This window comes from Variovorax sp. Varisp41 (genome assembly GCF_047325085.1).
Taxonomy (GTDB): Bacteria; Pseudomonadota; Gammaproteobacteria; order Burkholderiales; family Burkholderiaceae_C; genus Variovorax.
In genome coordinates this window covers 4,894,211-4,919,281 of record NZ_CP168540.1, presented here as the reverse complement: position 1 = coordinate 4,919,281, position 25,071 = coordinate 4,894,211, and the positions used below count along the sequence as shown (strand labels likewise).

General features: G+C 69.7%; 25 protein-coding genes. 17 read left to right on the top strand and 8 right to left on the bottom strand.

Features of this window, described 5'->3' with window-relative positions:
• Positions 1 to 45: 45 nt before the first annotated feature.
• The gene (locus tag ACEN9J_RS22760) at positions 46 to 960 is read right to left on the bottom strand and encodes a LysR substrate-binding domain-containing protein (protein ID WP_057592576.1); all 915 of its coding nucleotides are present in this window, start codon (positions 958 to 960) and stop codon (positions 46 to 48) included.
• 185 nt (positions 961 to 1,145) lie between these two features.
• On the opposite strand from ACEN9J_RS22760, the gene ACEN9J_RS22755 reads away from it, so the two are divergent.
• From ACEN9J_RS22755 to ACEN9J_RS22725, 7 genes are all read left to right on the top strand, one after another.
• The gene (locus ACEN9J_RS22755; protein WP_057592577.1) at positions 1,146 to 1,922 is read left to right on the top strand and encodes an ABC transporter permease; all 777 of its coding nucleotides are present in this window, start codon (positions 1,146 to 1,148) and stop codon (positions 1,920 to 1,922) included.
• The gene (locus ACEN9J_RS22750; RefSeq protein WP_413762126.1) at positions 1,919 to 2,947 is read left to right on the top strand and encodes an ABC transporter ATP-binding protein; all 1,029 of its coding nucleotides are present in this window, start codon (positions 1,919 to 1,921) and stop codon (positions 2,945 to 2,947) included. Before ACEN9J_RS22755 ends, ACEN9J_RS22750 begins: the two co-directional genes overlap by 4 nt.
• A gap of 28 nt (positions 2,948 to 2,975) precedes the next feature.
• Positions 2,976 to 4,052 (top strand): extracellular solute-binding protein, encoded by a 1,077-nt coding sequence (locus ACEN9J_RS22745; protein ID WP_064262350.1) that lies wholly within the window; start codon positions 2,976 to 2,978, stop codon positions 4,050 to 4,052.
• 10 nt (positions 4,053 to 4,062) lie between these two features.
• Complete coding sequence (locus tag ACEN9J_RS22740; RefSeq protein ID WP_057592579.1) at positions 4,063 to 4,884, top strand: ABC transporter permease; 822 nt, start codon at positions 4,063 to 4,065, stop codon at positions 4,882 to 4,884.
• Complete coding sequence (locus ACEN9J_RS22735) at positions 4,835 to 5,383, top strand: TIGR00725 family protein (RefSeq protein ID WP_057592598.1); 549 nt, start codon at positions 4,835 to 4,837, stop codon at positions 5,381 to 5,383. The genes ACEN9J_RS22740 and ACEN9J_RS22735 overlap by 50 nt, the downstream gene beginning before the upstream one ends.
• Before the next feature lie 45 nt (positions 5,384 to 5,428).
• Positions 5,429 to 6,946, top strand: a complete 1,518-nt coding sequence (locus ACEN9J_RS22730; RefSeq protein ID WP_413762125.1) for an AMP nucleosidase — start codon at positions 5,429 to 5,431, stop codon at positions 6,944 to 6,946.
• A 147-nt stretch (positions 6,947 to 7,093) separates the two neighbouring features.
• Positions 7,094 to 8,086 carry a Bug family tripartite tricarboxylate transporter substrate binding protein gene (locus ACEN9J_RS22725; RefSeq protein WP_413762124.1) on the top strand — a complete coding sequence of 331 codons (993 nt, stop codon included), beginning with the start codon at positions 7,094 to 7,096 and terminating at the stop codon, positions 8,084 to 8,086.
• A 12-nt stretch (positions 8,087 to 8,098) separates the two neighbouring features.
• Here ACEN9J_RS22725 and ACEN9J_RS22720 read toward each other — a convergent pair whose 3' ends face one another.
• Entirely contained in the window at positions 8,099 to 8,800 is a 702-nt protein-coding gene (locus ACEN9J_RS22720) for an ArsR/SmtB family transcription factor (RefSeq protein ID WP_203203208.1), read from the bottom strand.
• Between the two features lie 82 nt (positions 8,801 to 8,882).
• Between ACEN9J_RS22720 and ACEN9J_RS22715 the strand changes: the two genes are divergently transcribed.
• Positions 8,883 to 10,061, top strand: coding sequence for a cytochrome P450 (locus ACEN9J_RS22715; RefSeq protein ID WP_413762123.1), 1,179 nt, complete (start codon positions 8,883 to 8,885; stop codon positions 10,059 to 10,061).
• A 16-nt stretch (positions 10,062 to 10,077) separates the two neighbouring features.
• On the opposite strand, the gene ACEN9J_RS22710 is transcribed toward ACEN9J_RS22715, so the two are convergent.
• A complete protein-coding gene (locus ACEN9J_RS22710) occupies positions 10,078 to 11,058 on the bottom strand; it encodes a pyridoxamine 5'-phosphate oxidase family protein (protein ID WP_413762122.1) in 981 nt (326 codons plus the stop codon).
• An 11-nt stretch (positions 11,059 to 11,069) separates the two neighbouring features.
• On the bottom strand, positions 11,070 to 11,717 hold the full coding sequence (locus ACEN9J_RS22705; protein ID WP_261212282.1) for a glutathione S-transferase family protein: 648 nt from the start codon (positions 11,715 to 11,717) through the stop codon (positions 11,070 to 11,072).
• A gap of 120 nt (positions 11,718 to 11,837) precedes the next feature.
• On the opposite strand from ACEN9J_RS22705, the gene ACEN9J_RS22700 reads away from it, so the two are divergent.
• Positions 11,838 to 12,728, top strand: coding sequence for a LysR family transcriptional regulator (locus ACEN9J_RS22700; RefSeq protein WP_413762121.1), 891 nt, complete (start codon positions 11,838 to 11,840; stop codon positions 12,726 to 12,728).
• Positions 12,729 to 12,737: 9 nt separating this feature from the next.
• On the opposite strand, the gene ACEN9J_RS22695 is transcribed toward ACEN9J_RS22700, so the two are convergent.
• Both ACEN9J_RS22695 and ACEN9J_RS22690 read right to left on the bottom strand, forming a co-directional pair.
• Entirely contained in the window at positions 12,738 to 13,412 is a 675-nt protein-coding gene (locus tag ACEN9J_RS22695) for a hypothetical protein (RefSeq protein ID WP_057592586.1), read from the bottom strand.
• Positions 13,409 to 14,284, bottom strand: a complete 876-nt coding sequence (locus ACEN9J_RS22690; protein WP_413762120.1) for a hypothetical protein — start codon at positions 14,282 to 14,284, stop codon at positions 13,409 to 13,411. Before ACEN9J_RS22690 ends, ACEN9J_RS22695 begins: the two co-directional genes overlap by 4 nt.
• A 241-nt stretch (positions 14,285 to 14,525) precedes the next feature.
• On the opposite strand from ACEN9J_RS22690, the gene ACEN9J_RS22685 reads away from it, so the two are divergent.
• Both ACEN9J_RS22685 and ACEN9J_RS22680 read left to right on the top strand, forming a co-directional pair.
• Complete coding sequence (locus ACEN9J_RS22685) at positions 14,526 to 15,500, top strand: ATP-binding cassette domain-containing protein (RefSeq protein ID WP_413762119.1); 975 nt, start codon at positions 14,526 to 14,528, stop codon at positions 15,498 to 15,500.
• Positions 15,501 to 15,555: 55 nt separating this feature from the next.
• Positions 15,556 to 16,401, top strand: coding sequence for an ABC transporter permease (locus tag ACEN9J_RS22680; RefSeq protein WP_413762118.1), 846 nt, complete (start codon positions 15,556 to 15,558; stop codon positions 16,399 to 16,401).
• A 145-nt stretch (positions 16,402 to 16,546) separates the two neighbouring features.
• On the opposite strand, the gene ACEN9J_RS22675 is transcribed toward ACEN9J_RS22680, so the two are convergent.
• Both ACEN9J_RS22675 and ACEN9J_RS22670 read right to left on the bottom strand, forming a co-directional pair.
• Positions 16,547 to 17,677 (bottom strand): IS481 family transposase, encoded by a 1,131-nt coding sequence (locus ACEN9J_RS22675; protein ID WP_413762117.1) that lies wholly within the window; start codon positions 17,675 to 17,677, stop codon positions 16,547 to 16,549.
• Between the two features lie 577 nt (positions 17,678 to 18,254).
• Positions 18,255 to 19,322 (bottom strand): IS30 family transposase, encoded by a 1,068-nt coding sequence (locus ACEN9J_RS22670; protein WP_413761542.1) that lies wholly within the window; start codon positions 19,320 to 19,322, stop codon positions 18,255 to 18,257.
• A 629-nt stretch (positions 19,323 to 19,951) separates the two neighbouring features.
• Here ACEN9J_RS22670 and ACEN9J_RS22665 point away from each other — a divergent pair.
• From ACEN9J_RS22665 to ACEN9J_RS22640, 6 genes are all read left to right on the top strand, one after another.
• The gene (locus ACEN9J_RS22665; RefSeq protein ID WP_413762116.1) at positions 19,952 to 21,295 is read left to right on the top strand and encodes a hypothetical protein; all 1,344 of its coding nucleotides are present in this window, start codon (positions 19,952 to 19,954) and stop codon (positions 21,293 to 21,295) included.
• Between the two features lie 144 nt (positions 21,296 to 21,439).
• Positions 21,440 to 22,246, top strand: a complete 807-nt coding sequence (locus tag ACEN9J_RS22660; protein ID WP_413762115.1) for an MHYT domain-containing protein — start codon at positions 21,440 to 21,442, stop codon at positions 22,244 to 22,246.
• A 78-nt stretch (positions 22,247 to 22,324) separates the two neighbouring features.
• The gene (locus tag ACEN9J_RS22655; RefSeq protein ID WP_057597689.1) at positions 22,325 to 23,485 is read left to right on the top strand and encodes an acyl-CoA dehydrogenase family protein; all 1,161 of its coding nucleotides are present in this window, start codon (positions 22,325 to 22,327) and stop codon (positions 23,483 to 23,485) included.
• A 124-nt stretch (positions 23,486 to 23,609) separates the two neighbouring features.
• A complete protein-coding gene (locus ACEN9J_RS22650; RefSeq protein WP_413762114.1) occupies positions 23,610 to 23,912 on the top strand; it encodes a YciI family protein in 303 nt (100 codons plus the stop codon).
• Entirely contained in the window at positions 23,909 to 24,292 is a 384-nt protein-coding gene (locus tag ACEN9J_RS22645; RefSeq protein ID WP_413762113.1) for a Dabb family protein, read from the top strand. Before ACEN9J_RS22650 ends, ACEN9J_RS22645 begins: the two co-directional genes overlap by 4 nt.
• Before the next feature lie 94 nt (positions 24,293 to 24,386).
• Positions 24,387 to 25,070 (top strand): hypothetical protein, encoded by a 684-nt coding sequence (locus ACEN9J_RS22640; protein WP_413762112.1) that lies wholly within the window; start codon positions 24,387 to 24,389, stop codon positions 25,068 to 25,070.
• Position 25,071 lies beyond the last annotated feature (1 nt).

Here is a 25,071-nt window from a genome sequence, read left to right as displayed (position 1 = left end):
TCCTTGTCGTGAGAAGGGATGGCGAGCGTAACCACTCGCGCGTTTTCATGCCTCGGCCTCCACGCCGCGCGACTTCTGGCCCTCGTCGAGCAGCCAGGCGCGAAAGGCCGCGAAGGCCGGCAGGTCGAGCCGGTCGGGCCGGTAGCAGAGGTAGTGGCCCTGGTTCACGCCGACCGGCGTGCCGCAGGGACTGAGCAGCGAGCCCTCGGCGAACTCCTCCTGCACCAGCAGCTTCGGCACCAGGCCGATGCCCAGGCCGTTGAGCGCGGCCTGGATCAGCGCCGAGTACTGCGCGAAGCGCGGGCCGGCCACGGTCTGCACCTCGGGCACGCCGTGCTGCGCGGCCCATTGGCGCCACGCGGTGGGCGCGCCCTCGTGGTGCAGCAGCGTGTGGCCGAGGATGTCGGCCGGCTGCGCGATGCGGTGCCGCCCCTCGACCAGCGAGCGCGCCACGATCAGCACGAACTCGCGGCCCGCGATGTATTCGGACACCACGCCAGGCCAGCCGTCGGGGCCGTAGCGGATCGCCGCGTCGACCCCGGCCGGGATGCCGTCGCTGGGCTCGAGATGGCGGCTGAAGCTCAGCATGACGTGGCGGCTCTTCTGGCTGAAGGCCGGCAGCCGCGGGATCAGCCACTTGGTGAGGAAGGTGGGCACGCTCGCGAGCGTGAGCAGGCCGGCGCCGGCATCGCCCGAGCGCGCCTCGAAGGTGGCGGTCTCGATCGCGCGCAGGCCGCCAGCGATCTTCTGCCAGTAGACGCGGCCCTGCGGCGTGAGCTGCACGCCGCGCCCGTTCTTCTGCAACAGGGCGCGGCCGAGGAAGGCCTCGAGACCCGCGATCTGCTTGCTGACCGCGCTCACGGTGATGCACAGGGCGCCGGCCGCGAGCGTCAGGCTCTCGTGACGCGCCACCGCGTCGAAGGCCAGCAGCTCCTGGATGGTGGGGCAGTCGCGCTTCATGCATGGCTCCGGTTGATGAAAGTTCGGTGAAAAACAGTTGCCAACAGCTCAAGTGTCGTCATCCAACTTTCACCCATGAATACGAAGGCGCTTCCTAGAATTCAGGCCGATGCGGCGGAAGACCCGGCGCAGACAGTAGCGCATCCGGAAAGTATGCCGGCCGCGCGTGACACGGAGACATACCCTTGGTTCGCGGCATCTCGCTCCTCTACGGCCTGTACCTGCTGCTGCCCATCGCCCTGCTGCTGGTCGGCAGCGTGGGCGGCAACTGGACCAACACGCTGCTGCCCACGGGCCTGACCGGGCAGTGGTATGTCGACCTCTGGCTCGACACCTCGTTTCGCAAGGCCTTCGTGAGCAGCCTGGTGGTGGCGCTCTCGGCCTGCGCGATCAACACCGTGCTGGCGCTGCCGCTGGCCTATGCGCTGTATCACGGCGCGCGGCGCGGCGGCAGCCTGGCGGCGCGCATCGTGAGCGCCACGCCGGTGGCGGTGCCGGCGATCACGCTGGCCTTCGGCTACATGATCGTGTTCAACACCGACCTCGCGCCCTGGCTGGGCTCGATGCCGCTGTTGATCGCGGCGCACGCGATCCTCACGCTGCCCTACCTCACGAACACGCTGCTGACCGACCTGCGCCACCTCGACCTGGACCGGCTCGAGCAGGCCGCGGCCACGCTCGGCGCCACGGGCTGGCAGCAGTTCAGCGGCATCGTGCTGCCGAGCCTGCGCCAGAGCCTGATCAGCGGGCTGGTGATGGTGGCGGCGATCTCGGTCGGCGAGTTCGGCGTGTCGAACCTGCTCACCAGCTTCCAGAACCGCACCTACCCGGTGGTGCTGCTGCAGGCCTTCTACGGCGCCACGGGCTTCGCCTGCGCGGCCACCGTCATCCTCCTGGTGCTGGCGAGCGCGTCGGCGCTTCTTTCCTCCTCCCTGGTGAAGCAACGCGCCGTCACGCCATGAGCCTCCTCCTCGACACGGTCAGCTACAACTACCCCGGCAGCACGCACGGGCTGCACGAGGTCTCGCTCGACGTGCGCACCGGCGAGCTGGTCGCGGTGATCGGGCCCAGCGGCTCGGGCAAGTCGACGCTGCTCAAGCTGGTGTCGGGCCTCGAGACCGGCCACACGGGCCGCATCGCGCTCGACGGCGAGGACATGTCGCGCACGCCGGTGCACCGGCGCCACATCGGCATGGTGTTCCAGAGCTATGCGCTGTTCCCGCACCTGAGCGTGCTCGACAACGTGGCCTACGGCCTCAAGCTGCGCAAGGTGGCGACCGCCGAGCGCCGCCAGCGCGCGCAGGTCTTGCTCGACACCGTGGGCCTGGGCGAGTACGCGCGGCGCGCCGTCGCGCAGCTCTCGGGCGGGCAGCAGCAGCGCGTGGCGCTGGCGCGCGCGCTCGCGATCGACCCGCGCGCGCTGCTGCTCGACGAGCCGCTGTCGGCGCTCGATGCCGGCGTGCGCGGCCACCTGCGCGACCAGATCCGCGCGATCCAGCAGCGCTTCGGCGCCACCACCTTGCTGGTCACGCACGACCAGGAAGAGGCGCTCGCCATGGCCGACCGCGTGGCGATGCTCAAGGATGGGCGGCTGCTGCAGATCGCCACGCCGCGCGAGATCTACGAAGAGCCCGCGAGCCGCGCGGTGGCCGAGTTCGTCGGGCTCTCGACGATCCTGCCGGCCAAGGTGGCGGACCTCAACAAGCTGGACCTGGGCTTCGCCCAGCTCGCGGCGCCCACCGGCATGCGCGCGCCCGGCACCGCGCTGCACGTGCTGGTGCGGCCCGAGCACATCGCGGCCGATCCCGCGCCCGGCACGCCGAACCGCATCGCGGGCCGCTGCGGCGCGCAGCGCTACCTGGGCTCGCTGACGCGCTACGACTTCGAGGTGCCGGGCGCGCCCAGGCCCTTTCTCGCCGAATCGGCGCGGCCGGCCACCGAGGCCATCGCGATCGCGCCCGAACACCTTCGCCTGCTCGACCACTGACATCCCTTCCTCCCAAGGAGCCACTCCCATGCAACGCAGACATCTGATCCAGGCCGCCGGCGCCCTGCCCGTGCTGGCGCTCGCGCGCACCGCCTTCGCCTTCGACGGCCCCGAGCTCTACGCGGGCGAGAAGGCGCTCTATGCCGAGGCGCAGAAGGAAGGCCTGTGCGTCTCCTTCGACACCGGCCCCGAATGGGCCAACTGGAAGTCGCTGTTCCGCGACTTCAAGAAGCGCTATCCCGAGATCGAGCTGACCTACAACGACATCGGCTCGGCCGCCACCGTGGTCGCGCTGGAAAAAACGAAACGCCGCCCGCAGGCCGACACCGCCTACTACTTCGCGGCCTCGGCCGTCGATGCCGCGAAGAAGGACGTGGTCGCGCCGTTCAAGCCCGTCAACTTCGACAAGCTGCCGGCCGTGTTCCGCGAGGCCGAGGGCCGCTGGTTCACCATCCACACGCTCAACATCGCGTTCCTCGTGAACAGGAAGCTGGTGAAGAACGTGCCCACCGGCTGGGCCGACCTGCTCAAGCCCGAGTTCAAGAGCACGGTGGTCTACCTCGACCCGCGCTCCACCGGCATCGGCCAGGTGCTGACCTTCGCCGCGGCCTATGCCAACGGCGGCGGCGTCGACAACGTGCAGCCCGGCACCGACTACCTCGGCAAGCTGCATGCGGCCGGCAACGTGCTGCGCGTGGAAGGCACCACGCCTTACGCCAAGTTCCTCAAGGGCGAGATCCCGGTCTGGATCAGCTACGAGAACGACGGCCTCAAGGCCAAGCATGTCGACGGCATGGGCGACGCGGTCGAGGTCGTGATCCCGAAGGAGGCCAGCGTGGCCGCGCCCTATGCGATCAGCCTGGTGAAGAACGGCCCGAACCCGAACGCCGGCAAGCTGTGGCTCAACTTCATCATGAGCGAGGCCGGCCAGTCGCTGTTCGCGCAGGGCTTCGTGCGGCCCGCCGTGCCGGGCACGCCGCTGTCCGCCGACGTCGCCGCCAAGATGCCGGCCGCGCCGCAGATCCGCCCGCTCGACGTGGTGAAGGCCTCGGAGCGCAAGGCAGAGCTCGACAAGCTCTGGGCCCAGGCCGCGCTGGGGAAGTAGGCGCTTCGTGATGAGACGCTTCGGCGCCTGGCCCGCCTGGGCCTTCATGGCGCTGTTCTTCGCGGTGCCGCTGGCGGCGCTGCTGCCCGAGGCCTTCGCCGAGCGCGGCAGCGCCTTCGGCCGGCTCGTCGGCAACCCGCTGTTCTTCGGCGCGCTGCGCAACACGCTGGCGCTCGGGCTGGCGGCGGGCGCGGTGTCGGCGCTGGTCGGCACCTGCATCGCGATCGAGCTCGCGCGCCAGCCGGCCGCGCGGCGCCAGTGGCTGATGACCTTGCTGGGCCTGCCGCTGGCCTTCTCGGGGCTGGTGATCGCCTACGGCTTCATCCTGGCCTTCGGCCGCGCGGGCTTCGTGACCCAGCTCATGGCCGGGCTCGGCGCCGATCCCGCCGTGCTCGGCAGCTGGATCTACAGCGTGTCGGGCCTGGGCTTCGCCTATGCCTACTACCTGATCCCGCGCGTGGCGCTGTCGCTGTACCCGGTGTTCGCCAACCTCGACCCGCGCCCGGCGCAGGCCGCGCGCACGCTCGGCGCCTCGCGCGCGCGGGCCTTCTGGGACACGGTGCTGCCCGAGGTCGCGCCCTCGGTGCTGTCGAACGCCTGCATGGTGGCCGCGATCGCGATGGGCACCTACGGCACGGCGCTGGCGCTGGTGGGCACGCAGCTCAACATCCTGCCGCTGATGCTCTTGGCGCAGGTGGGCGACGGCGGTTCCGATTTCGCGGTGGCGGCGGCCCTGTCGCTGGTGCTGATGGTGGTGTGCGTGATCGTGATGGGAGTGGGCGATGTGCTTGCGCGAAGGCGTGAACGCGGTGCGGTCGGCGCCGGTCATTGAAGCGCTCGCGCGCCTCGCGCAGCGGCAGCGCGGCCCCGATCGCCATCGCCAGCCGGTGGCGATCATCGGCCCCGGCGATGGCGGCCCGGCCGAGTGCGAGGCCGCCTATGCGGTGGCGCATGCGCTGGCCGGCGCGGGCATGGCGGTGGTGTGCGGCGGGCGCGGCGGCGTGATGGCCGCGGCCTCGCGCGGCGCCGCCGAGGCCGGCGGCATCGCCGTGGGCATCCTGCCCGAGGACGACGACCGCAACGCCAACGAATGGCTCGGCGTGGCCATCCCCACCGGCATGGGCGAGCTGCGCAACGGCATCGTCGCGCGCAGCGGCCTGTGCCTGGTCGCCATCGGCGGCAACATGGGCACGCTGTCGGAGATGGCGATGGGCCTGAAGTGGGGCAAGCCGGTGTTCGTGATGCACGGCGACATCGCGCTGCCGGGCGCGGTGCCCGCGGCGGATGTGGACGACATGCTCGCGAAGGTGCTGGGCTGCCTGCTGGCCTGAGGCTCCAGCCCGCGAGCGGTCACGACGGCATTGCACAATGCCGCCATGCCCTACATGCCCCCCTTCGTCGCACCCGCCCGCTTCACCGACGCCGCCGCCGCGCTCGACCAGGTGAAGGCCATCTACCAGGGCGGACTCGCCCATCTGCGCGAATCGATGCTGCGCTTCGTGGACGGCGACGAGCTGCCGGGCCGCGTGCGCGCCTGCTATCCCTTCGTGCGGGTCCACACCCACACGGTGGCGCGCCACACGCCGCCGGCCAATGCCGGCCTGAGCTACGGCTTCGTGGCCGGGCCCGGGCGCTACGAGACCACGCTGACGCGGCCCGACCTCTATGCGCGCTACTACCTCGACCAGTTCCGGCTGCTGCTCGAGAACCACCAGGTCGAGCTCGAGGTGGGCACCAGCACGCAGCCGATCCCGATCCATTTCTCGTTCGCCGAGAACGACCACATCGAGGGCACGATGAGCCCCGAGCGGCGCGCGCTGATGCGCGACGTGTTCGACCTGCCCGACCTGGGCGCGATGGACGACGGCATCGCCAACGGCACCTTCGAGGCGCTGCCCGGCGAGGCACAGCCGCTGGCGCTGTTCACGGGCGCGCGCGTCGACTACTCGCTGCACCGGCTGCGCCACTACACGGGCACCCTGCCCGACTGGTTCCAGAACTTCGTGCTGTTCACCAACTACCAGTTCTACATCGACGAGTTCGTGCGCCTGGGCCACGAGGCGATGGCCGACGAGAACAGCGAGTACATCGCCTTCATCGAGCCCGGCAACGTGGTGACGCGCCGGCGCGGGCTCTCGGCCGGCGCCAGCGCCACCTTCGGCCACCTGCTCGACGGCAGCCAGGGCACGGCGCCGCCGCGGCTGCCGCAGATGCCGGCCTACCACCTGGTGCGCGAGGACTGCAGCGGCATCACCATGGTCAACATCGGCGTCGGCCCGGCCAATGCCAAGACCATCACCGACCACATCGCGGTGCTGCGCCCGCATGCCTGGATGATGCTGGGCCACTGCGCGGGCCTGCGCAACACGCAGCAGCTCGGCGACTACGTGCTGGCTCACGCCTACGTGCGCGAGGACCACGTGCTCGACGAGGAGCTGCCGCTGTGGGTGCCGATCCCCGCGCTGTCGGAGATCCAGCTCGCGCTCGAGCAGGCGGTGGCCGACGTCACCAAGTGCGAGGGGCCCGAGCTCAAGAAGATCATGCGCACCGGCACGGTGGCGAGCACCGACAACCGCAACTGGGAGCTGCTGCCCGGCAACCAGCCGCAGCGCCGCTTCAGCCAGAGCCGCGCGGTGGCGCTCGACATGGAGAGCGCGACCATCGCGGCCAACGGCTTCCGTTTCCGCGTGCCCTACGGCACCCTGCTGTGCGTCAGCGACAAGCCGCTGCACGGCGAGATCAAGCTGCCCGGCATGGCCAACCACTTCTACCGCGAGCGCGTGGAGCAGCACCTGCGCATCGGCATGCGGGCGATCGAAATCCTGCGCCAGGAAGGCTCGACCCGGCTGCACAGCCGCAAGCTGCGCAGCTTCGCGGAAGTGGCGTTCCAGTGAGGCCGCGTCGGCCCAAAGCGTGACTTAGTTCCGCATTTGGCAGGGCCGAGGGCCCATTCCCCGGGTTTTCCCCTGGGTGCCTGTCACCGACACGACAGGCGCCTTGCGCCATCATTTGTTTACCTTTTTAGACAATCGGAAACAAACATGCCGCACCCGACCGCCCTGCCGCCTTCGCCCGGACGCCGGCGCTTCCATGCCTGGCTGGGCGCGATGGCCGTGCTGGGAACCGGGGCCGCGCGCGCGGCCGAGCCGCAGCTGACCGCGAAGCTGCGCATCGTGATCCCCGCCAACGAGGGCGGCGGCTGGGACCAGACCGGCCGCGCGCTCGGCGCCGCGATGCTGGCCTCGGGCGCGGTGGGCGACGTGGCCTACGAGAACATCGGCGGCAAGGGCGGCACCATCGGCCTCGCGAAGTACGTCGAGAAGTACGACGCCGATCCCGACGCGATCCTGATGAGCGGCATGGTGATGGTCGGCGCGGTGGCGCTGCAGAAGCCGGCCGTGACGCTGGCCCAGGTGGCGCCGGTGGCGCGCCTCACGAGCGACTACGAGGTGGTCGCGGTGCGCGCCGATTCGCCGATCAAGACGCCCAAGGACCTGATCGCCCAGTTGCGCGCCGACGCCGCCAGGACCGTGATCGCCGGCGGTTCGGCCGGCGGCGTGGACCACATGTACGCCGGCATGCTGGCGCGCGTGGCGGGCAACACCGCGGCGCTGGTCTACCAGCCGCACCCGGGCGGCGCGCAGGTGGTGGAGTCGCTCGAGTCGGGCAAGTCGGCGGCCGGCATCTCGGGCTACAGCGAATTCAGCGAGGCCCTCGCGAGCGGCAAGCTGCGCGCCATCGGCGTGTCGGCCAGGCGCCCCTTCCTCGGCATCCCCTCGGTGCGCGAGCAGGGCGTGGACGCCGACCTCGCCAACTGGCGCGGCGTGCTCACCGGCAAGAAGGTGACGCCCGAGCGGCGCGCGGTGCTGCTCGAGGCGGTGCGTCGCGCGACCGTGGCCGACCTCTGGCAGAAGACCATCCGGAAGAACAACTGGGACGCCTACTGGATGGCGGGCAAGGACTTCGAGGGCTTCCTCGAGCTCGACACCGCGATGGCGGGCCCGCTGATCTACCTGCTCAAGCTCAAGGCCTGATTCGAGGCCCGATCAGGCACCCGCGAACAGCTCGGGCATCTCGCGCACGGCCTTGGGCGTGAGCGCGAGCGCGCGGCCGTCGAGCTCCTGGCGCACCCAGCCGCGTTTCAGCGAGAGCTGCAGCCAGGCGGCGCCGAGCGCGCCACCCAGGTGCGGGCGGCGCTCGCTCCAGTCGAGGCAGGCGCAGGCGAAGCGGCGGCGCGAACGCCGCACCGCGTCGACCTCCACGCCCAGGCTCTCGAGCGCGACCGCGCCCTCGGTCGTGAGTTCGTAGGAGCCGCTCGCGAGGCCGCTGAGCCAGCCCTGCGCATGCAGCCGGTCGTGCAGCGCGACGCCCGCCGTGCCCGCCATGTGGTCGTAGCAGGTGCGCGCGCTGCGCAGCCGGCTCGGCGTGCTGGGCTTGAACCCGGCCACGCGCGGCGCGCCGGCCACCACCATCAGGCCTTCGAGCGCGGCCGCCACGTCGTCGTCGGCGAGCCGGAAGTAGCGGTGCTTGCCCTGCACCAGCAGCGCGACCAGCCGCTCCTCCCTGAGCCGCGCGAGGTGCGCGCTCGCGGTCGAGGGCGCGACCTCGGCCACGGTCGCGAGCTCGGTGGCGGTGCGTGCATGGCCGTCCATCAGGCAGCTGAGCATGCGGGCGCGCGCGGGCTCGGCGATGGCGCCGGCGAGGCGGGCGAGCTGGAGGTCCGGGTTCGCGGAGGCGGCGGTGTTCATGCGGCGATCCTAAGGCGCCATGCCATCCCACACTTCGGCCGCGAGCGAAGTGTGGCGGACACGGGCGGCGCAGACTTCGGCCATGAGCACGCCGCACCCCACCCTCGAGACGATGCCCCCGGCCGACCCCGTCAAGGCCGTCGTGCATCCCGATCCCTATCCCTACTACGCCACCCTGCGCGACGGCCCGCCGCTGGCCTGGAACGCCACGCTGCGCCTGTGGGTCGCGAGCCGCGCCGAGGTCATCGAGACGCTGCTGCAGGTCCACGGCGCGCTGCGCGTGCGCCCGGCCGCCGAGCCGGTGCCGCGCGCCATCGTCGGCCAGCCCGCGGGCGAGGTCTTCGGCCACCTGGTGCGCATGAACGAAGGCGCGGCGCACCAGGCGCACCGGCCGGCGCTGCAGCGCGCGCTCGCGGGCCTCGACCTGCAGGGCGCGCATGCCATCGCGCTCGAAGCGGCCACGGGCACGCGCGCGCTGCCGCTGTCGGATGCGCTGTTCTCGATCCCGCTGCGCGCGGTGGCGCGGCTGCTGGGCTTCGGCGATGCGGCGCTGCCGCGGGTCGATGGCTGGATGCGCGACTTCGTGGCCTGCCTGTCGCCGCTGTCGAGCGAGGCGCAGCTGAGCGCGGCGAGCGTGGCCGCGGCCGCGCTGATGACGCGCTTCGAGGCCCTGGCGGCCGACGGACCGGCCACGCGCGGCACGCTGCTCGCTGCGGTGCGCGAGGCCGAGCCCTCGGGCACGCCGCCTTCGCGCGCGCTGCTCGCGAACCTCGTCGGCCTGCTGTCGCAGACCTGCGATGCCACGGCCGGCCTGCTCGGCAATAGCCTGATCGCCTGGCGGCGCGAACCGGCCGCGCGCGAGGCGGCCGCCACGCGCGACGGGCTGCAGATGGTGGTGCAGGAGACCGCGCGCCACGATCCCTCGGTGCACAACACGCGGCGCTTCGTGGCCGAGCCGGTCAACATCGCGGGCACGACGCTGGCCGCGGGCGATGCGGTGCTGCTGGTGCTGGCTGCCGCGAACCGCGATCCGGCCTTCAATCCCGAGCCCGATCGCTTCCAGCCGCTGCGCGCGCGGCGCCGCATGCTGGGCTTCGGGCATGGCCTGCATGCGTGCCCGGGACAGGCGCTGGCCTGCACGCTCGCGGCGGCCGGGCTCGAGGCCCTGCTGCGCGAGCGCCGCGCCGAGGTCGAGCGGCTGCTCGAGCGCGGCCGGCGCTATCGGCCCTCGGTCAACGGGCGCATTCCGCAGTTCGACTGAACACGGCGCCCGGTACTCAGGCCGTTGCCTCGGCCCACTGCCCCATGCGTTCCAGGAACGGCGACAGCTGCGCCGCGCCCCAGCGCAGCGGCAGCGCGCCGGGCCGGCGCAGCACCTGCTGCACGCGCAGCCGCAGCAGCCGCTCGGCGCCCTCGAAGGACGCGAGCTCGGGCCCGTCGATCACGATCTCGGCCGTGGCCGCGACATGCAGCATCTCGCCGCTGTCGAAGTCGACGAACAACAGACCCGCGCGCGGATAGGCCAGCAGGTTGCCCAGGGTGTTGAAGAAGCGGTTGCCCGTGAAGTCGGGCACCGTCAGCACACCGCCGCCGATGTCGTCCACGCGCACGAAGCCGGGCCGGCCGCCGCGGTGCGAGACGTCGACGCCGCGCGCGCTGGCATCGACCTCGTCGCCGTCGATGGCCGCGCTCGCGGGATGGGCACTCGCGATGAACAGCGTGTCGGCGCGCCGGATCAAGGCGCGTGCCGCGTCGTCGAGCCCATCGAGCCGCTGCACCGCCGCGGGCGCCGAGGCCGGCGGCCGGTAGACGGGCTCGCGCGCCTGGATGTACTTCGGGCAGTTGCCGAAGCTCTGCTGCACCTCGAGCGTGAAGCCCGCCGCGTCGAGCGCCTCGACCGTGCCGTTCATGCGGTTGCGCCGCCGCGTGTGCGGCTGGATGCCGAGCAGCCCGAACGTCGCGCCGTCGCGCAGCGAGGCCGCGAGCGGATCGCCGGCATCGGGCAGCGCATCGATGCGCAGGTGCGCCGGGTCGGGCGAATGCGCGAAGCCGGCCGGCGCGGCCAGCATGCTGGCCCAGGGCTGGCCCTGTGCGTCGATGCTGCCGGTGACGAGGAAGGGCAGCAGCGCGAAGAAATCGCGGTGCTGGTCGGGCATGAAGTCGCGGATCACGCGCGGCCCCGCCATGGCCATGACCTCGCGCGAGCCGGCCTGCAGCTGCATTGCGCGCTCGCCGGCGTGGAAGGGGATGTCGATCATGGCGAAAGCTCTCAGGCGGCCCGCGCGACCGGCGAGCGCACCATCGGCACGAAGCCCGGCAGCGCCTCGACGCGCGCGAGCCACCGCCGCACGTTCGCATAGGCATCGAGCGGCACGCCGCCCTCGGGCGCATGGGCCACATAGGCGTAGTTCGCGATGTCGGCCAGCGTGACCGATTCGCCGGCCAGGAAGGGCTGGGCCGCGAGATGCTGCTCCATCACCTCGAACAGCGCATGGGCGCGCTTGCGCACCTCGCTCGGATCGTCGGGCCGGCCGAACAGCGCGTAAACGCGCGCGGCCGCCGGCCCGAAGGCGAGCTGGCCCGCGGCCACCGAGAACCAGCGCTGCACCTGCGCCGCGCCGTAGGCATCGCGCGGCATCCAGCGGCCGGGGTCGGGGGCATAGCGCTCGTTGAGGTAGACCAGGATCGCGTTCGAGTCGGCGAGCGTGAGCTCGCCGTCCTCGATCACCGGCACCTGGCCGAAGGCATTGCGCGCGAGGAAGTCGGGCGCGCGGTTGGCGCGGGCGCGCATGTCGATGTCGATGGCCTCGAAGGGCAGGTCGAGCAGCGTCAGGAACAGGCGCACGCGATGCACGTGGCCCGAGACCGGCGTGCCGTAGAGCTTGATGGGCCGGGCCGGTTGGCGGGGAGCGGTCATGGGCGGAATCCTCGAAGTGATGGCGTCGGCATCGATTCTTCGCTCTTGCGTCGATCGGATAAATACGCATCCCCGGATTTGACTGCTGCGTTTTTCGGATGAATCCGATCTAATCGCCCGATGGATCGCTTCAAGGCCATGCAGACCTTCGTGCAGATTGCCGACCAGGGCAGCCTGACCCGCGCCGCCGAGGCGCTCGGCAGCTCGCTGCCCGCGGTAGTGCGCGCGCTCGCGGCGCTCGAGGCGCACCTGGGCGTGCGGCTGTTCCATCGCACCACGCGGCGGCTGTCGCTGACCGAGGAAGGCCGCCACTATCTGCCCGCCGCGCGCGAGGTGCTGCTGGCGGCCGATGCCGCCGACCTCGCGCTGCAGGCCGAGGCGCGCGAGCCCGAGGGCCGGCTCGCGATCACCGCGCCGGTGCTGTTCGGCCACATGTACGTGGCGCCCGCGATCACGCGCTTCATGCAGCGCCATGCGCGCGTGCGCTGCAGCGTGCTGCTGTACGACCGCACGGTGAACCTGCTCGAGGAAGGCATCGACGTGGGCATCCGCATCGGCAGCCTCGAAGATTCCTCGCTGGTCGCGCAGACCCTCGGCAGCATCCGCCGCGTGGTGGCCGCGAGCCCCGACTACCTGAAGCGCCACGGCACGCCATGCCATCCGCGCGACCTGGCCGGCGCGCCCGCGGTGCGCGGCCGGATCGACGCGCCCGCGCAATGGAGCTTTCACGAAGGCAGCCGCACCATCCATGTGGCGACCGTCACGCGGCTCGAGTTCAACCACCTCGCACCCGCCGTCGAGGCCTGCGCCGCCGGCATGGGCTTCGGCACCTTCTTCTCCTACCAGGTGCTGCCGCTGGTGGCGCAGGGCCGGCTCGCGCTGGTGCTCGAGGACTTCGAACCGCCGCCGCGCCCGGTCAGCGTGGTCTATCCGAACGCGCGGCTGCTGCCGGCGCGCACGCGTGCCTTCATCGACTGGATGAAGGACGAGTTCACCGGGCTGCGGATGTAGCCCTGTCGCTCAGGGTGCCTCGGGCGGCAGCGGCCGGCCGTCGCACAGCCGCTCGGCGTCGTTGACCATGCCGCGCACGGCTTCCTCGAGGCCGAGGTTCAGCACCGTCATGAACTCGCCGTTGGCGCTGGCCCAGTTGGCGCGCGTGCCCATGCCGTGGTACTGGCGCGAGACGGTGGCGCCGCCCGGCAGCCGGTAGTCGACCTTGATCGCCACGTGCGACACCAGGTTGAGGTCGACCGACCAGGCATGCGCGAGCCGCAGCGAGACCTCGGCGCCGAGCTGGCGGCGCGCCAGGCCCGCGGCCGGCGGCGCGGCCGCGAGCGTGTCGAAGCCGTAGCGGCGCGTGGCCAGCAACGCGTCGCGCACCCAGGGCACGGCATCGCCGCCGCGCAGCGACTCCACGCGGCGCGGCGTGGCATGCACCGTCGGCATCATGCGCGTGAGGTTGCCCATGTGGCTCTTGTTGCGGCGGATGTCGTCGACGCGCGCGACGAACAGCGTGCAGCGCTGCGCGATGCGGAACGCCAGCACCGGTGCCTCGTCGGGCCGCTGCCCGGGCTCGGGCGAGGACTCGAAGACCATGCTCAGCGGCTCGTTCTCGTCGACCGCGTGCGCCCACGGCGTCAGCGCGCAGGCCAGCAGCACGAGCGCCGCGGTGCGATGGAAGCGAAGGCGCGTCATGGCACGGTGCTCCGGATCGAATAGAGCGCCTTGTCCTCGTCGCGGAACAGCACGCGCGGCGCGCCGGCCTGCGTGTCCTCGATGCCCTGGCCGCCGATCACGACCCAGGTGCCGTTGACGTTGAAGCGCGCGGTCTTCACCGGCCCCGCGCGCGCGCCCGCGATGTCGAGCGCGAACAGGCGCAGGGTCTGCATCACCGAGTCGCGCATCACGGCGCGCAGCGCCTGCCCATCGTTGGCGACCAGACGCCGCACCACCGTGGGCCGCGTGCCGCCGCCGATCGGCGACTGGTAGATCGCGCCCGCGCGGTAGACCGGCTCGCTGCCGCCACCCTGCCACAGCAGCGCGGTGGTGCGCGTGGTGAAGGCGCCGAGCCCCGGCTCGAGCGCGTACTGCAGCAGCAGCACGAGGTAGGCGGGCCCGTTGCGCGTGGCCGCGATGCGCGCCTCGTGCTGCGCCTTGGGCGGCATCGCGGGCAGCACCTGCGCCGAGGCGATGCGCAGCGGCGGATGGAGGCCGGTGGCACCGATCTCGCCGAGCGCGATGCCGGCCTCGGTGCGGTAGTCGTAGTCGAGCAGCGGCCCGACCGTGGCGCCGACCTCGGCGCTCATCTCCTTCTGCCGCGCCTGCTGCACCGAGGAGTCGATCAGCGCGCCGATCATGCCTCCCCCGAGCGCCGCGGCCGCGCCGGGCGGCTGGGCCGAGAACATGAAGCTCTCCTGCGCGACCACCACGCGCACGTCGACCTCGGGCAGCTTCGCGCGCTCCGCCGCGCCGATCGAACGATGGAAGGGCGCGCAGGCCGCGAGCAGCGCGCTGCACAGCACGAGCAGCAGCGCGCGCCAGGGCCGCGACGAGGTCGATGCCCTCATCGGCCGCGGCCCCGGAGGAAGAAAGTGCACGGCCTGTGGCGGGTCTGCATGGAAGTTCGGACGAAAGGATGCGTGGACGGAACGCGGCCGGGGCCGGCGAAGCCGCGATTGTGTATCGCTCGCGCGCGCCGTGGACTCGCGATGAACCCTGGTCCTCCGACGGACGGCGCCGCGCGCCGGCCTGCGTCAGAATCGTCGCGTTCCGCGGCCCTCCTCGTCTTTCTCCTTCCAGGTCCAGCCCGTGTACTCCTCCTCCCAAGCTGCCGTTCCCCCCTCGCCGGCCGCCGCGCCCGCCGAGCCGCTCTTTCGCGTGGCGAACCTGCGCAAGCGCTACGGCGACACCACGGTGGTCGACGATCTCTCGTTCGACATCGCGCCCGGCGAATGCCTGGGCGTGATCGGCCCGAACGGCGCCGGCAAGACCACCACCATCCGCATGTGCCTGGGCCTCACCGCGCCCGACGGCGGCAGCATCGAGGCGCTGGGCCTGCAGATGCCGCGCGACGCGCTCGCGATCAAGGCGCAGCTCGGCGTGGTGTCGCAGTTCGACACCCTCGACCCCGACTTCAGCTGCGCCGAGAACCTCGTGGTCTACGGCCGCTACTTCGGCTTCGCGAAGAAGCAGGTGCGCGAGCGCGTGCCGCAGCTGCTCGAGTTCGCGGCGCTCTCGCACAAGGCCGATGCCAAGCCCGGCGAGCTCTCGGGCGGCATGCGGCGCCGGCTCTCGCTGGCGCGCGCGCTGGTCAACGACCCCAAGCTGCTGCTGCTCGACGAACCCACCACCGGCCTCGACCCGCAGGCGCGCCACCTGATGTGGGAGCGCCTGCAGGTGCTGCTGCAGCAGGGCAAGTCGATCCTGCTGACCACCCACTTCATGGACGAGGCCGAGCGCCTGTGCTCGCGCCTGCTGGTGCTCGACCACGGCCGCAAGATCGCCGAGGGCCGCCCGCGCGACCTGATCGCCGAGCACCTCGAGCCCGACGTGGTCGAGGTCTACGGCAACGGCGCGCTCGCGCTGGCGAACGTCGACGCACTGCGCGCCCTGGCCGCGCGCGTGGAGGTCAGCGGCGAGACGGTGTTCTTCTACACGCAGGACGCGCGCCGCCTGCTCGAGGCGCTGTCGCAGCACCCGGGCCTGCGCACCTTCCACCGGCCCGCGAACCTCGAGGACCTGTTCCTCAAGCTCACGGGGCGGCAGATTCGCGAGGACGGCTGACGCCTGTGACGCGCCACGCCACGAGAACATCAGAGACACCCACCGATCGCATCGCATGACCACCCCGACCCTCGCCACCGAGCCCTCCTCCTCTTCTTCGCCACCCTCGCCTTCCGCGTGGCGGCCGCCGCAGCTTTCAATGCGCTGGTGGCCCGTGTTCCTGCGCAACCTGCTGGTGTGGCGCAAGCTCGCGATCCCGAGCCTGATCGGCAACATCGCCGAGCCGCTGATCTGGCTCGTGGCCTTCGGCTACGGCATGGGGGCGCTGGTGGGGCAGGTGAGCGTGGGCGAGACGAAGGTGCCCTACATCCTGTTCCTGGCGAGCGGCTCGATCTGCATGAGCGCGATGAACGCGGCCTCGTTCGAGGCGCTGTACTCGGCTTTCTCGCGCATGCACGTGCAGAAGACCTGGGACGGGATCATGAACGCGCCGGTGGGGCTCGACGACATCGTGCTGGCGGAGATGCTGTGGGCGGCGTTCAAGTCGATCTTCACGGTGACGGCGATCCTGTTCGTGATGCTGGGGCTGGGGATCAGCCACAGTCCGAAGCTGTTCGTTGCCTGGCTGGTGCTGGCGGGGGCGGGGGTCACGTTTTCATCGATCGCGCTGATCTTCAATGCGATGGCGAAGGGGTATGACTTCTTCACCTACTACTTCACCTTGTTCATGACGCCGATGATGTTCTTGAGTGGGGTGTTTTTTCCGCTCGAGCAACTGCCTGGGGCTGTGCAGGTGGTGGCGGGGTGGTTGCCGTTGGCGAATGCTGTGGCGTTGGTTCGGCCCTTGTTCATGGATCAGTGGCCTGTGGGATGGGTTCGGCATGCTTGTGTGCTGGCTGTGTACGCGGGGGTGGCGTTTTGGGTGGCGTTGGCTTTGACTCGGAAGAGGTTCAGGGCTTGATGTTTTTTTGAAGGCGCGCTTTTTGGTTAGGCCGTAGGCCGGGTCTCGCCCCGGCGGGCGACCTACTTTCTTTGTCTCGCTGTATGGACCGGAGACATGGGTGACACATGTGCGAGGACATGGTGGACACATTCTGCATGGTGGCTCAGGCCTCGCGCAGGTCGATCTCGCGCAGCTTGTGGTGCACGAAGTAGACGTCGTAGCAGCCCTCTCGCCCGGGCTGCGCGCGCAGCGCGATCTCGTGGTCCTTAAGTGCTGCGGACACCTTGAAGCGCTTGCTCTTGAAGCGCACCTCCCCCAGCCAGCCGACCTTCACCACCGTGTCGTTCGGGCCGTACTCGAGCGGTGGCAGCGTCCTCGGATAGGCCCTCTCGCTGGCGCGATACCGGCTCGCCGGGGTGTTCATGCCCAGCGCCTGGTGCGGGCGCTCATGGTTGTAGATACGCCTCCAGCGATCGAACTGCTGCTGTGCCTGCGCCAGATCCTGGAAGCTGCGCCCGGCCAGCAACTCCGCCTTCAGGCTGCGATGGAAGCGCTCGTCCTTGCCGTTGGTCTGCGGGTGATAGGGGCTGCTGAAGCTCACCCGCACGCCCAGGCGGATGAGCCACAGCGCGAGTTCGCTGAGCTGGCCCGGCTCGCGCGGACTGCCCCAGGGTGCGCCGTTGTCCGCATTGATGCGCACCGGCAGACCGTAGCGGGAGAAGACGTCCTGCAACTGCTCCTTCACGCTGGCCGTTTGCTGGCGGGCACAGGCGCGCAGGGCCAGGTTGTAGCGAGAGTGGTCGTCCAGCAGCGTCAGCGGATGGCAGGGCCCCGCTGCGGTGGACACGTAGCCCTTGAAGTCGATCTGCCAGAGGCTGTTGGGCGCCTCGTGCTCGAAGCGCTGCCAGGCGGTGGCCGCACTGCTGGCCTGGACGCTGATGAGGCCGTGGCGCTTGAGGATGGAGTTGACGGTGCTCGGAGCCAGGCAACCCTGTCCGAGGTCACTCAGGCGCCGTGCGAGCTTGCGTGCGCCCCAGGCAGGGTGCTGCTGGCGCAGCGAGACGATGGATTGTTGAAGTTCGGGCGAGGTCTCGCCGGGGCTGTGGTGCGGGCGGCGACTGGCATCGCCCAGGCCGGCGGCACCCAGCGTGGCGCTGCGTGCGAGCCATTTGTAGCCGGTCTGCGGGCTGATGCCGAAGCGCCGGCACAGCTCACGCCGATTGGCACCTTCCTGGCGTGCCAGGGCAACGAACTCTTCTCTCAGGCTCATGGTGTCTCGGGTGCTCCAGGGCATGGTCGTCTTCCGATCGGGCGATACGCCCGATGGTGTCCACCATGTCCTCGCACACCTGTCCACCATGTGCCCGGTCCATACATCTCGCCAAAGAAAGTAGGCAAAGAAAGGCGACCCCGCTGTCTGTGTCCCTCCGCTTCGCTACGGGCAACCTGCGGTGCTCGGAGAAAGCGGGGGTCCGCAGAACTCGCTCCACTGCGTTGCGCTCAGACAGCTGCGGCCCTGATCCCGCTTTCTCCTGCGCTCCTCGGCACAGCCAGAGGGGAGGAGGGTCAACGCGCCATGGCGCGTCCTTGTGTGGTGAGTGCGAGCGCGAAGGCCCCGGGTCTTCTTCCACCGAGGCCGAGCAACGCGAAGGCCCGAAGGGCTTGCTCGGCCGAGCGCAGCGATGGCCCGAACCACCCCCTCTGGCTGCGCCGAGGAGCGCAGCGTTTCGCGGATAAGGGCTCGCAGCTGTCTGAGCGCAGCGCAGCGGAGCGAGTTCTGCGAGACCCCGCGAAACGCGAGCACCGCAGGTTGCCCGCAGCGAAGCGGAGGGTCGCAGACAGTGGGTCGCCTTTTCTTTGGTTAGGCGGTCTCAAACTCCAAGTGCAACACCGTCTGGAAACTGCGCATTGTGGTCGAGGCAGTCCTGGAAGAAGGCCTCCGCGGGCGTCCTCCAATCGAGCGTGTTGCGCGGGCGGGTGTTGAGCTCCCAGGCAATGGCATCGAGCTGGCGCTGGCTGTAGACGCTCAGGTCGGTGCCTTTAGGCAGGTACTGCCTGATCAGGCCATTGATGTTCTCGTTGCGCCCCCGCTGCCACGGGCTGTGGGGATCGGCAAAGTAAATGGTCAGCCCCGTGCTCTCGGCCAGCCGCTTGTGCAGCGCCATCTCCTTGCCTTGGTCGTACGTCAGGCTCTTGCGAAGCGCTTCGTCCAGCGGGCCAAATGCTGTTTCGAAGCCTCTGAAGACATCCAGCGCCGTCGCACCATCGACCTTCACGATCATCACGAAGCAGGTTCTTCGGCACACCAAGGTGCCCACGCATGACTGATTGCGTGCCCCTTTGATCAGGTCACCTTCCCAATGCCCTGGCACCAGCCGGTCGGTCACTTCGGGCGGACGTACGTGGATGCTGAGCATGTCCGCCAACTTGCCGCGTTGCTCTGCATTGCGGCTGTGAGGCCGGCGCGCCCCACGCGCCTGACGCAGCAGCGACGTCAACTCCTTGCGCAGTTCCCCCTTGGGGCGAGCGTAAATGGCGGTGTAGATCGTTTCGTGCGAGGCTTGCATATCGGCGCGTGCGGGCTGTTCGCGCTTGAGGATAGTGGCGATCTGTTGGGGCGACCAGCGCCTTCCCAATAGCTCGATCGTGCGTGACCACAACGCAGTGTGCGGGCGAAGCTTGCGCGCGCGGCGGGCACGTCGTCTCATTCGCAGTGCTCGCTTGCCAGCAGATGCCGCGTCATAGCCAGGAACACGTCGCGGACGCCCCCACACCACTTCACCCTCGGCATGGTGGCCGTTGCGCCGCAACTCTCGGGTGATGGTGCTTGGCGCCCGGTTCAGCATCCGGCCAATCGACCTGGCACTACCGCCTTGCAGGCTCATCGCCATGATCACCCCTCGCTCTTCTGCTCTCAAATGCTCGTAACCGCTTGGCATACATCACTCTCCTGAGGGTTGAAGAGTGTTGCACTTGATATTTGAGACCGCCTTACTTTCTTTTGGCGAAGCAAAAGAAAGTGACTCGCCCGCCGGGGCGAGACCCGGCCAACGGCCTACCCAAGAGGCAGCACCTGAAGAAAACCCAAACACCTGTCTCACCAGCGACCAATTCCACCTACACATTCCCTAGACTCCCCCGCGCGCCCCAAAACAACGTCGAACAAAGAGAAGAGAGAAGGAGACCCCGTGCCCACCTGCCCCCTGTTCCGTCGCTTCGCAATCACCGCCGTAGCCATCGCGCTAGCAGCCTGCAGCACCACAACAACGACAACGAGCCCACCGTCAACGACACCAGCAGCCGCGCAGACAGCAGAGCCGGCACCCACCCCGTCCACCCCCCTCCTCACCACCAGACCCACAGCCTGGCACCCCCCAGAGCCCCTGGTCCCCCCTCCTCCTTCTCCGGCGTCCACGGCCTGGCCATCGACCAGAAGGGCCGCCTGCTCGCAGGCTCGGTCCTGGGCAACACCCTCTGGGAAGTCGACCGAAAAACAGGTGCAGCCAAGATCCTGATCGACGCCCCCGAAGGCCAGTCCGACGACATCGCCATCGGCCCTCAAGGCGAGATGGCCTGGACCAACTACCTCATGGGCATGCTGCGCTACCGCGAGAACGACAGCGCCCCCATGCGCGTCCTCGCCAAGGACCTGCCCGGCCTCAACTCGCTGGCCTTCGACCCGCGCAACGGCAAGCTCTACGCCTCGCAGGTGTTCCTCGGCGACGCGCTGTGGGAAATCGACCGCGCGGGCCAGAAGCCGCCGCGGCTGATCCGCAAGGACATGGGCGGCTTCAACGGCTTCGAGGTCGGGCCCGACGGCATGCTCTACGGGCCGCTGTGGTTCAAGAACCAGGTGGTGAAGATCGATCCGGCCGACGGGCGCATCACGCCGATCGCCGACGGCTTCCAGATTCCGGCCGCGGCCAACCTCGACGGCAAGGGCAACCTCTGGGTGGTCGACGCGCGCAGCGGCGAACTCGTGAAGGTCGAGCTCGCCACCGGCCGCAAGACGGTCGCGAAGCAACTCAAGCCCTCGCTCGACAACCTCGCGATCGCGCCCGAGGGCACGATCTACATCTCGAACATGGCCGACAACGAGATCATGGCCTTCGAGCCCGCCACCGGCGAACTGCGCACGCTCACCGGCGGCAAGCTCGCGGTGCCGGCCGGCATGAAGCTCGACGGCAACGACCTCTGGGTCGCCGACGTGTTCGGCTTCCGGCGGGTGGACGTGCGCAACGGCGAGGTGCGCGACGTGTTCCGCATGCAGCGCGAGCCCGAGCTCGAGTACCCGTTCGCGGTCGGGCTCTCGGCGCGGCTGTTCGCGCTGAGCTCGTGGTTCACGGGCACGGTCCAGCTGGTCGATCGCCAGACGCTGAAGACGGTGGAGACGATCCACGGCCTGAAGGCGCCGTTCGATGCGATTCCTATGCCCGACGGCAGCGTGATCTACGCCGAGATCGCCACCGGCAGCATCACGCGCGCGAGCGGCGCGAAGTTCGCCGAGCGGCAGGTGATCGCGAGCGGGCTCAACGGGCCGGTGCAGATGGTGATCGGCCGCGACGGCGCGCTCTACGTGACCGAGGCGGCCGGCAAGCTGCTGCGCATTCCGCTCGACGCCAGCGCGCCGCTGCGCACCATCGCCGACAAGCTCGCGCTGCCCGAGGGCCTGGCGCAGACGCCCTGGGGCAGCTTCGTGGTGGCCGAGAGCGCGGCGCGGCGGCTGGTGGAGATCGACCCGGCCGATGGCTCGCGCCGCACCATCGCCGAGAACCTGCCGATCGGCCTGGCGCCCGGGCCCGGACTGCCGCCGCCCTATGTGGTGACCGGCGTGGCGATCGGGCCCGACGGAACGGTCTACATGGCGGCGGACCGGAACAACGCGATATACCGGATCCGGCCTCAGCGCTGAAAAATTAAGAGAAAAGTAATCTAAACGGAATTGTAAAAAACCAGTTTACTTTTAAAAACAAACATTACAAACTCGCCCGGAACGGTCCGGTACCACCGATTTCCGGAGGCGAGCGGTGCCGTTTTTGCTGTCGAAAGGACAACCATGACACCGCTCGTCGCAGGCCAGCTGCTGTCGCCCGAGTACTCGCTGGGGCTGGTGGCACTGTCGTACTTCATTTCCTTCGCCGGCTCGCTGACCGCGCTGATCTGCGCCGGCCGCATGGTCGGCGCCGACGGCCCCCCCCACATTGCGGCGGTGGCCTGCGCCGCGGTGGCGCTTGGCGGCATCGGCATCTGGTCGATGCACTTCATCGGCATGCTGGCGTACCGGCTGCCGATCTCGATCGCCTACAACATGCCGCTGACCGTGGTCTCGCTGGTGGCGGCGATCCTGATCTCGGGCATCGCGCTCTACCTCGCGGGCGGACGCCGCAAGTTCAGCCGCGCGGGCTGGCTCGCGGGCAGCCTGCTGGCCGGCCTGGGCGTGTGCGTGATGCACTACATGGGCATGTTCGCGATGAACATGCGCGCTTCGATGCAGTTCGACCCGATGGCGGTCGGGCTGTCGGTGCTGATCGCGATCAGCGCCGCGGCCGCCGCGCTGTGGCTGGCCTTCAACGTGCGCAAGCTGAGCCTGCAGATCGGCGCCGCGGCCGTGATGGGCCTGGCGGTGTGCACCATGCACTACGTGGGCATGAGCGCGGCCACCATGGTCTGCACCGCCGCCGCCCCGCTCGACGCGCTCGCCATCGGCGGCAGCTACATGGGCCTCACGGTGTTCGGCACGGCCGGCGCGGTGCTGATCTTCATCTACTGGGTGCTCACCGGCAACAGCATCGAGTCGCCGATCTCGGCCGCCTCGAACGCGCGGCCGGCACCGGCCACGGCGCGCCGCGCGCGCACCAGCTAGTTGGCGCAAGCCCCGCGGCCGGGGCGCGCCTAGAGTTCCTGCGATCGGGGCCGGGAGCGCCCCGCCCGTACGGACACCATGCACTACACGCACGAACACCTCGAGATCCAGAAGACCCTGCGCCGCTTCATCGACGAGGAGATCAATCCGCACGTCGACGAGTGGGAGGCGGCCGAGACCTTTCCCGCGCACGAGGTCTTCAAGAAGCTCGGCAACCTGGGCCTGCTGGGCCTCAACAAGCCCGAGGCCTACGGCGGCGGCGGCCTCGACTACTCGTACGCGATGGCGCTGGCCGAGGCGCTGGGCCACGTGAGCTGCGGCGGCGTGCCGATGGCGATCGGCGTGCAGACCGACATGTGCACCCCCGCGCTCGCGCGCTTCGGCAGCGACGAACTGCGCCGCGAGTTCCTCGCGCCGGCGATCGCGGGCGACACCGTGGGCTGCATCGGCGTGTCCGAGCCGGGCGCGGGCAGCGACGTGGCCGGGCTCAAGAGCCACGCGCGCAAGGATGGGGACGACTACCTCATCAGCGGCCAGAAGATGTGGATCACCAACAGCCTGCAGGCCGACTGGATGTGCATGCTGGTCAACACCGGCGACGGCCCGGTGCACCGCAACAAGTCGCTGGTGATCGTGCCGATGGACAGCCCCGGCATCGAGAAGGCGAAGAAGATCCGCAAGATCGGCATGCACTCGAGCGACACCGGCCTGATCTATTTCGACAACGTGCGCGTGCCGCAGCGCTACCGCATCGGCGAGGAAGGCCAGGGCTTCGTCTACCAGATGCAGCAGTTCCAGGAAGAGCGGCTGTGGTGCGCGGCCAGCTCGCTCGAGCCGATGGACGACTGCATCGCGCAGACCATCGAATGGGCCCAGCAGCGCAAGCTGTTCGGCGGCACGCTGGCCGACCAGCAGTGGGTGCAGTTCAAGCTGGCCGAGCTCAAGACCGAGGTCGAGGCGCTGCGCGCGCTGACCTACCGCGCCTGCGACCTGCACGTGCAGGGCCAGGACGTGACCGAGCTGGCCTCGATGGCCAAGCTCAAGACCGGCCGGCTCACGCGCGAGGTGGCCGACACCTGCCTGCAATTCTGGGGCGGCATGGGCTTCACGCTCGAGAACCGCGTCTCGCGGCTGTACCGCGACGGCCGCCTGGCCTCGATCGGCGGCGGCGCCGACGAGGTGATGCTCGGCATCCTCGCGAAGACCATGGGCATCGCGAAGCGGCCGCCGCGCGACTGAAGCCCGAGCGCCGCCAGCGGAAAACTGTTCTCCAGCGGCGACGCGGTCTTTCGCGCCGCGCCTGCATACCATCGTCCGCACGCCGCGGGCTCCTTCCCTGCCCCGCGGCAGCTGGAGCCCTCGCGTGATCTTCGTCTTCCACCTGCTCGACAAACCCGGCTCGGCCGCCCTGCGCGAAGAGATCCGGCCCGCCCACAAGGCCTACCTCGGCGAAGTCGCCGAGCGCATCGCCTTCGCCGGCCCCTTGCTGTCGGACGATGGGCAGACCATGCTCGGCAGCCTGCTCGCGATCGACTTCGACCACCGCGAGGCCGCCGAACGGTGGCTCGCCGGCGAGCCCTTCACGCGCGCCGGCGTCTACGAGAAGCGCTCGGTGCTGCCGTTTCGCAACCTCTGGCCGCAGAAGGCCGGCTTCCCCGCGCCATGAGCGGCACGGCACCCGCGGCCATGTTCAAGCACATCGTGATGTGGGACCTGCGCGCCGACACACCCGAGCAGAAGGCGCACGCCACGCAGTTCGTGAAGCAACAGTTCGAGTCGCTGCGCGGCCAGGTCCCGGGCCTGCTGCGCATCGAGGTCGGCGTCGACTCGAGCCGCGTCGCCTATGCCTGCGACGTGGTGCTGTATTCGGAGTTCGACAGCCAGGCCTCGCTCGACGGCTATGCCACGCATCCTGCGCACCTGCGCGTGCGCGAGGCGCTCGGCGATCTGCGGATCGCGCGGCACCAGGTGGACTATGCGTGCCCTCTGTCGACGGCTCCCGCGGCGGAGATTGCAGACGTCGCACCGAGCCGATCCATCGGCTAGCAAGCGTCCCCGTAGACGGGAAAAGCTGGGAAGGCTTGCCGCATCCGACGACAGCCCGGTCAGAATCGCGACTCTTTCCCGATTCGGTGAACTCATGCCGCAAGACCTTCGATGCGGGCAATGCGCCCTGAAATTCTCACTGGGCGGCTTTCACCACCATCGGCTGGCCAGCGGCTATGGCGGCATGCGGCTCATGGTGTGCACCGCATGCGGCACGCAACACGGCCTGCAAGTCGCGTTGCGTGATCGCGGTCCCGAGTTCTACGAGATCCAGCGGGTGATCGTCGAGCATGTGCCGCAACCCGTTCCGCCCGTTCTCGTGAGCTGGATTCGCAACAAGCGCAAGCTGTCCCTGGCAGACGCGCTCGCTCTCGCCCGTAACCCGCCCTTCGTTCTGGACGAACGCACATCCGGCCAACTCGTCGAGAGGACTCTCGATGAACTGGCGCGTGCGCACATTGGTGCGCGAACCGAGTTCGTGGAGCTGGAACGAAATCCGACCTTCGGCCCCTTGCGTGTGGATCGACTGCTCGCCGCGGACGGTCCGTCCGAGGCCGAGCGCCACGCTTCACCCATGAACCGCGAGCAGGCCCTCGATGGTTCTTCGGACGACGCCCGCCGGGACGATCATTTGCTGAGCTGCCTCCACTGCCATTCGCAAGGCACACTGATTTCGGAAGCCGGCTTCGATGACCAGTTGAAGCGCAAGAACGACACGGTTCCCTGCCCTCGCTGCAAAGCCGCGGCGCTGATGGCGGAATCGTTCTGGATCACCTGAT

Excerpts from the sequence above, each read along its gene's own strand:
- ACEN9J_RS22760 (WP_057592576.1), bottom strand. The coding sequence starts at position 960 with ATGAAGCGCGACTGCCCCACCATCCAGGAGCTGCTGGCCTTCGACGCG.
- ACEN9J_RS22750 (WP_413762126.1), top strand. The coding sequence starts at position 1,919 with ATGAGCCTCCTCCTCGACACGGTCAGCTACAACTACCCCGGCAGCACG.
- ACEN9J_RS22745 (WP_064262350.1), top strand. The coding sequence starts at position 2,976 with ATGCAACGCAGACATCTGATCCAGGCCGCCGGCGCCCTGCCCGTGCTG.
- ACEN9J_RS22740 (WP_057592579.1), top strand. The coding sequence starts at position 4,063 with ATGAGACGCTTCGGCGCCTGGCCCGCCTGGGCCTTCATGGCGCTGTTC.
- ACEN9J_RS22735 (WP_057592598.1), top strand. The coding sequence starts at position 4,835 with ATGTGCTTGCGCGAAGGCGTGAACGCGGTGCGGTCGGCGCCGGTCATT.
- ACEN9J_RS22730 (WP_413762125.1), top strand. The coding sequence starts at position 5,429 with ATGCCCTACATGCCCCCCTTCGTCGCACCCGCCCGCTTCACCGACGCC.
- ACEN9J_RS22725 (WP_413762124.1), top strand. The coding sequence starts at position 7,094 with ATGCCGCACCCGACCGCCCTGCCGCCTTCGCCCGGACGCCGGCGCTTC.
- ACEN9J_RS22720 (WP_203203208.1), bottom strand. The coding sequence starts at position 8,800 with ATGAACACCGCCGCCTCCGCGAACCCGGACCTCCAGCTCGCCCGCCTC.
- ACEN9J_RS22715 (WP_413762123.1), top strand. The coding sequence starts at position 8,883 with ATGAGCACGCCGCACCCCACCCTCGAGACGATGCCCCCGGCCGACCCC.
- ACEN9J_RS22710 (WP_413762122.1), bottom strand. The coding sequence starts at position 11,058 with ATGATCGACATCCCCTTCCACGCCGGCGAGCGCGCAATGCAGCTGCAG.
- ACEN9J_RS22705 (WP_261212282.1), bottom strand. The coding sequence starts at position 11,717 with ATGACCGCTCCCCGCCAACCGGCCCGGCCCATCAAGCTCTACGGCACG.
- ACEN9J_RS22700 (WP_413762121.1), top strand. The coding sequence starts at position 11,838 with ATGGATCGCTTCAAGGCCATGCAGACCTTCGTGCAGATTGCCGACCAG.
- ACEN9J_RS22695 (WP_057592586.1), bottom strand. The coding sequence starts at position 13,412 with ATGACGCGCCTTCGCTTCCATCGCACCGCGGCGCTCGTGCTGCTGGCC.
- ACEN9J_RS22690 (WP_413762120.1), bottom strand. The coding sequence starts at position 14,284 with ATGAGGGCATCGACCTCGTCGCGGCCCTGGCGCGCGCTGCTGCTCGTG.
- ACEN9J_RS22680 (WP_413762118.1), top strand. The coding sequence starts at position 15,556 with ATGACCACCCCGACCCTCGCCACCGAGCCCTCCTCCTCTTCTTCGCCA.
- ACEN9J_RS22675 (WP_413762117.1), bottom strand. The coding sequence starts at position 17,677 with ATGCCCTGGAGCACCCGAGACACCATGAGCCTGAGAGAAGAGTTCGTT.
- ACEN9J_RS22670 (WP_413761542.1), bottom strand. The coding sequence starts at position 19,322 with ATGCCAAGCGGTTACGAGCATTTGAGAGCAGAAGAGCGAGGGGTGATC.
- ACEN9J_RS22665 (WP_413762116.1), top strand. The coding sequence starts at position 19,952 with ATGGCCTGGACCAACTACCTCATGGGCATGCTGCGCTACCGCGAGAAC.
- ACEN9J_RS22660 (WP_413762115.1), top strand. The coding sequence starts at position 21,440 with ATGACACCGCTCGTCGCAGGCCAGCTGCTGTCGCCCGAGTACTCGCTG.
- ACEN9J_RS22655 (WP_057597689.1), top strand. The coding sequence starts at position 22,325 with ATGCACTACACGCACGAACACCTCGAGATCCAGAAGACCCTGCGCCGC.
- ACEN9J_RS22645 (WP_413762113.1), top strand. The coding sequence starts at position 23,909 with ATGAGCGGCACGGCACCCGCGGCCATGTTCAAGCACATCGTGATGTGG.
- ACEN9J_RS22640 (WP_413762112.1), top strand. The coding sequence starts at position 24,387 with ATGCCGCAAGACCTTCGATGCGGGCAATGCGCCCTGAAATTCTCACTG.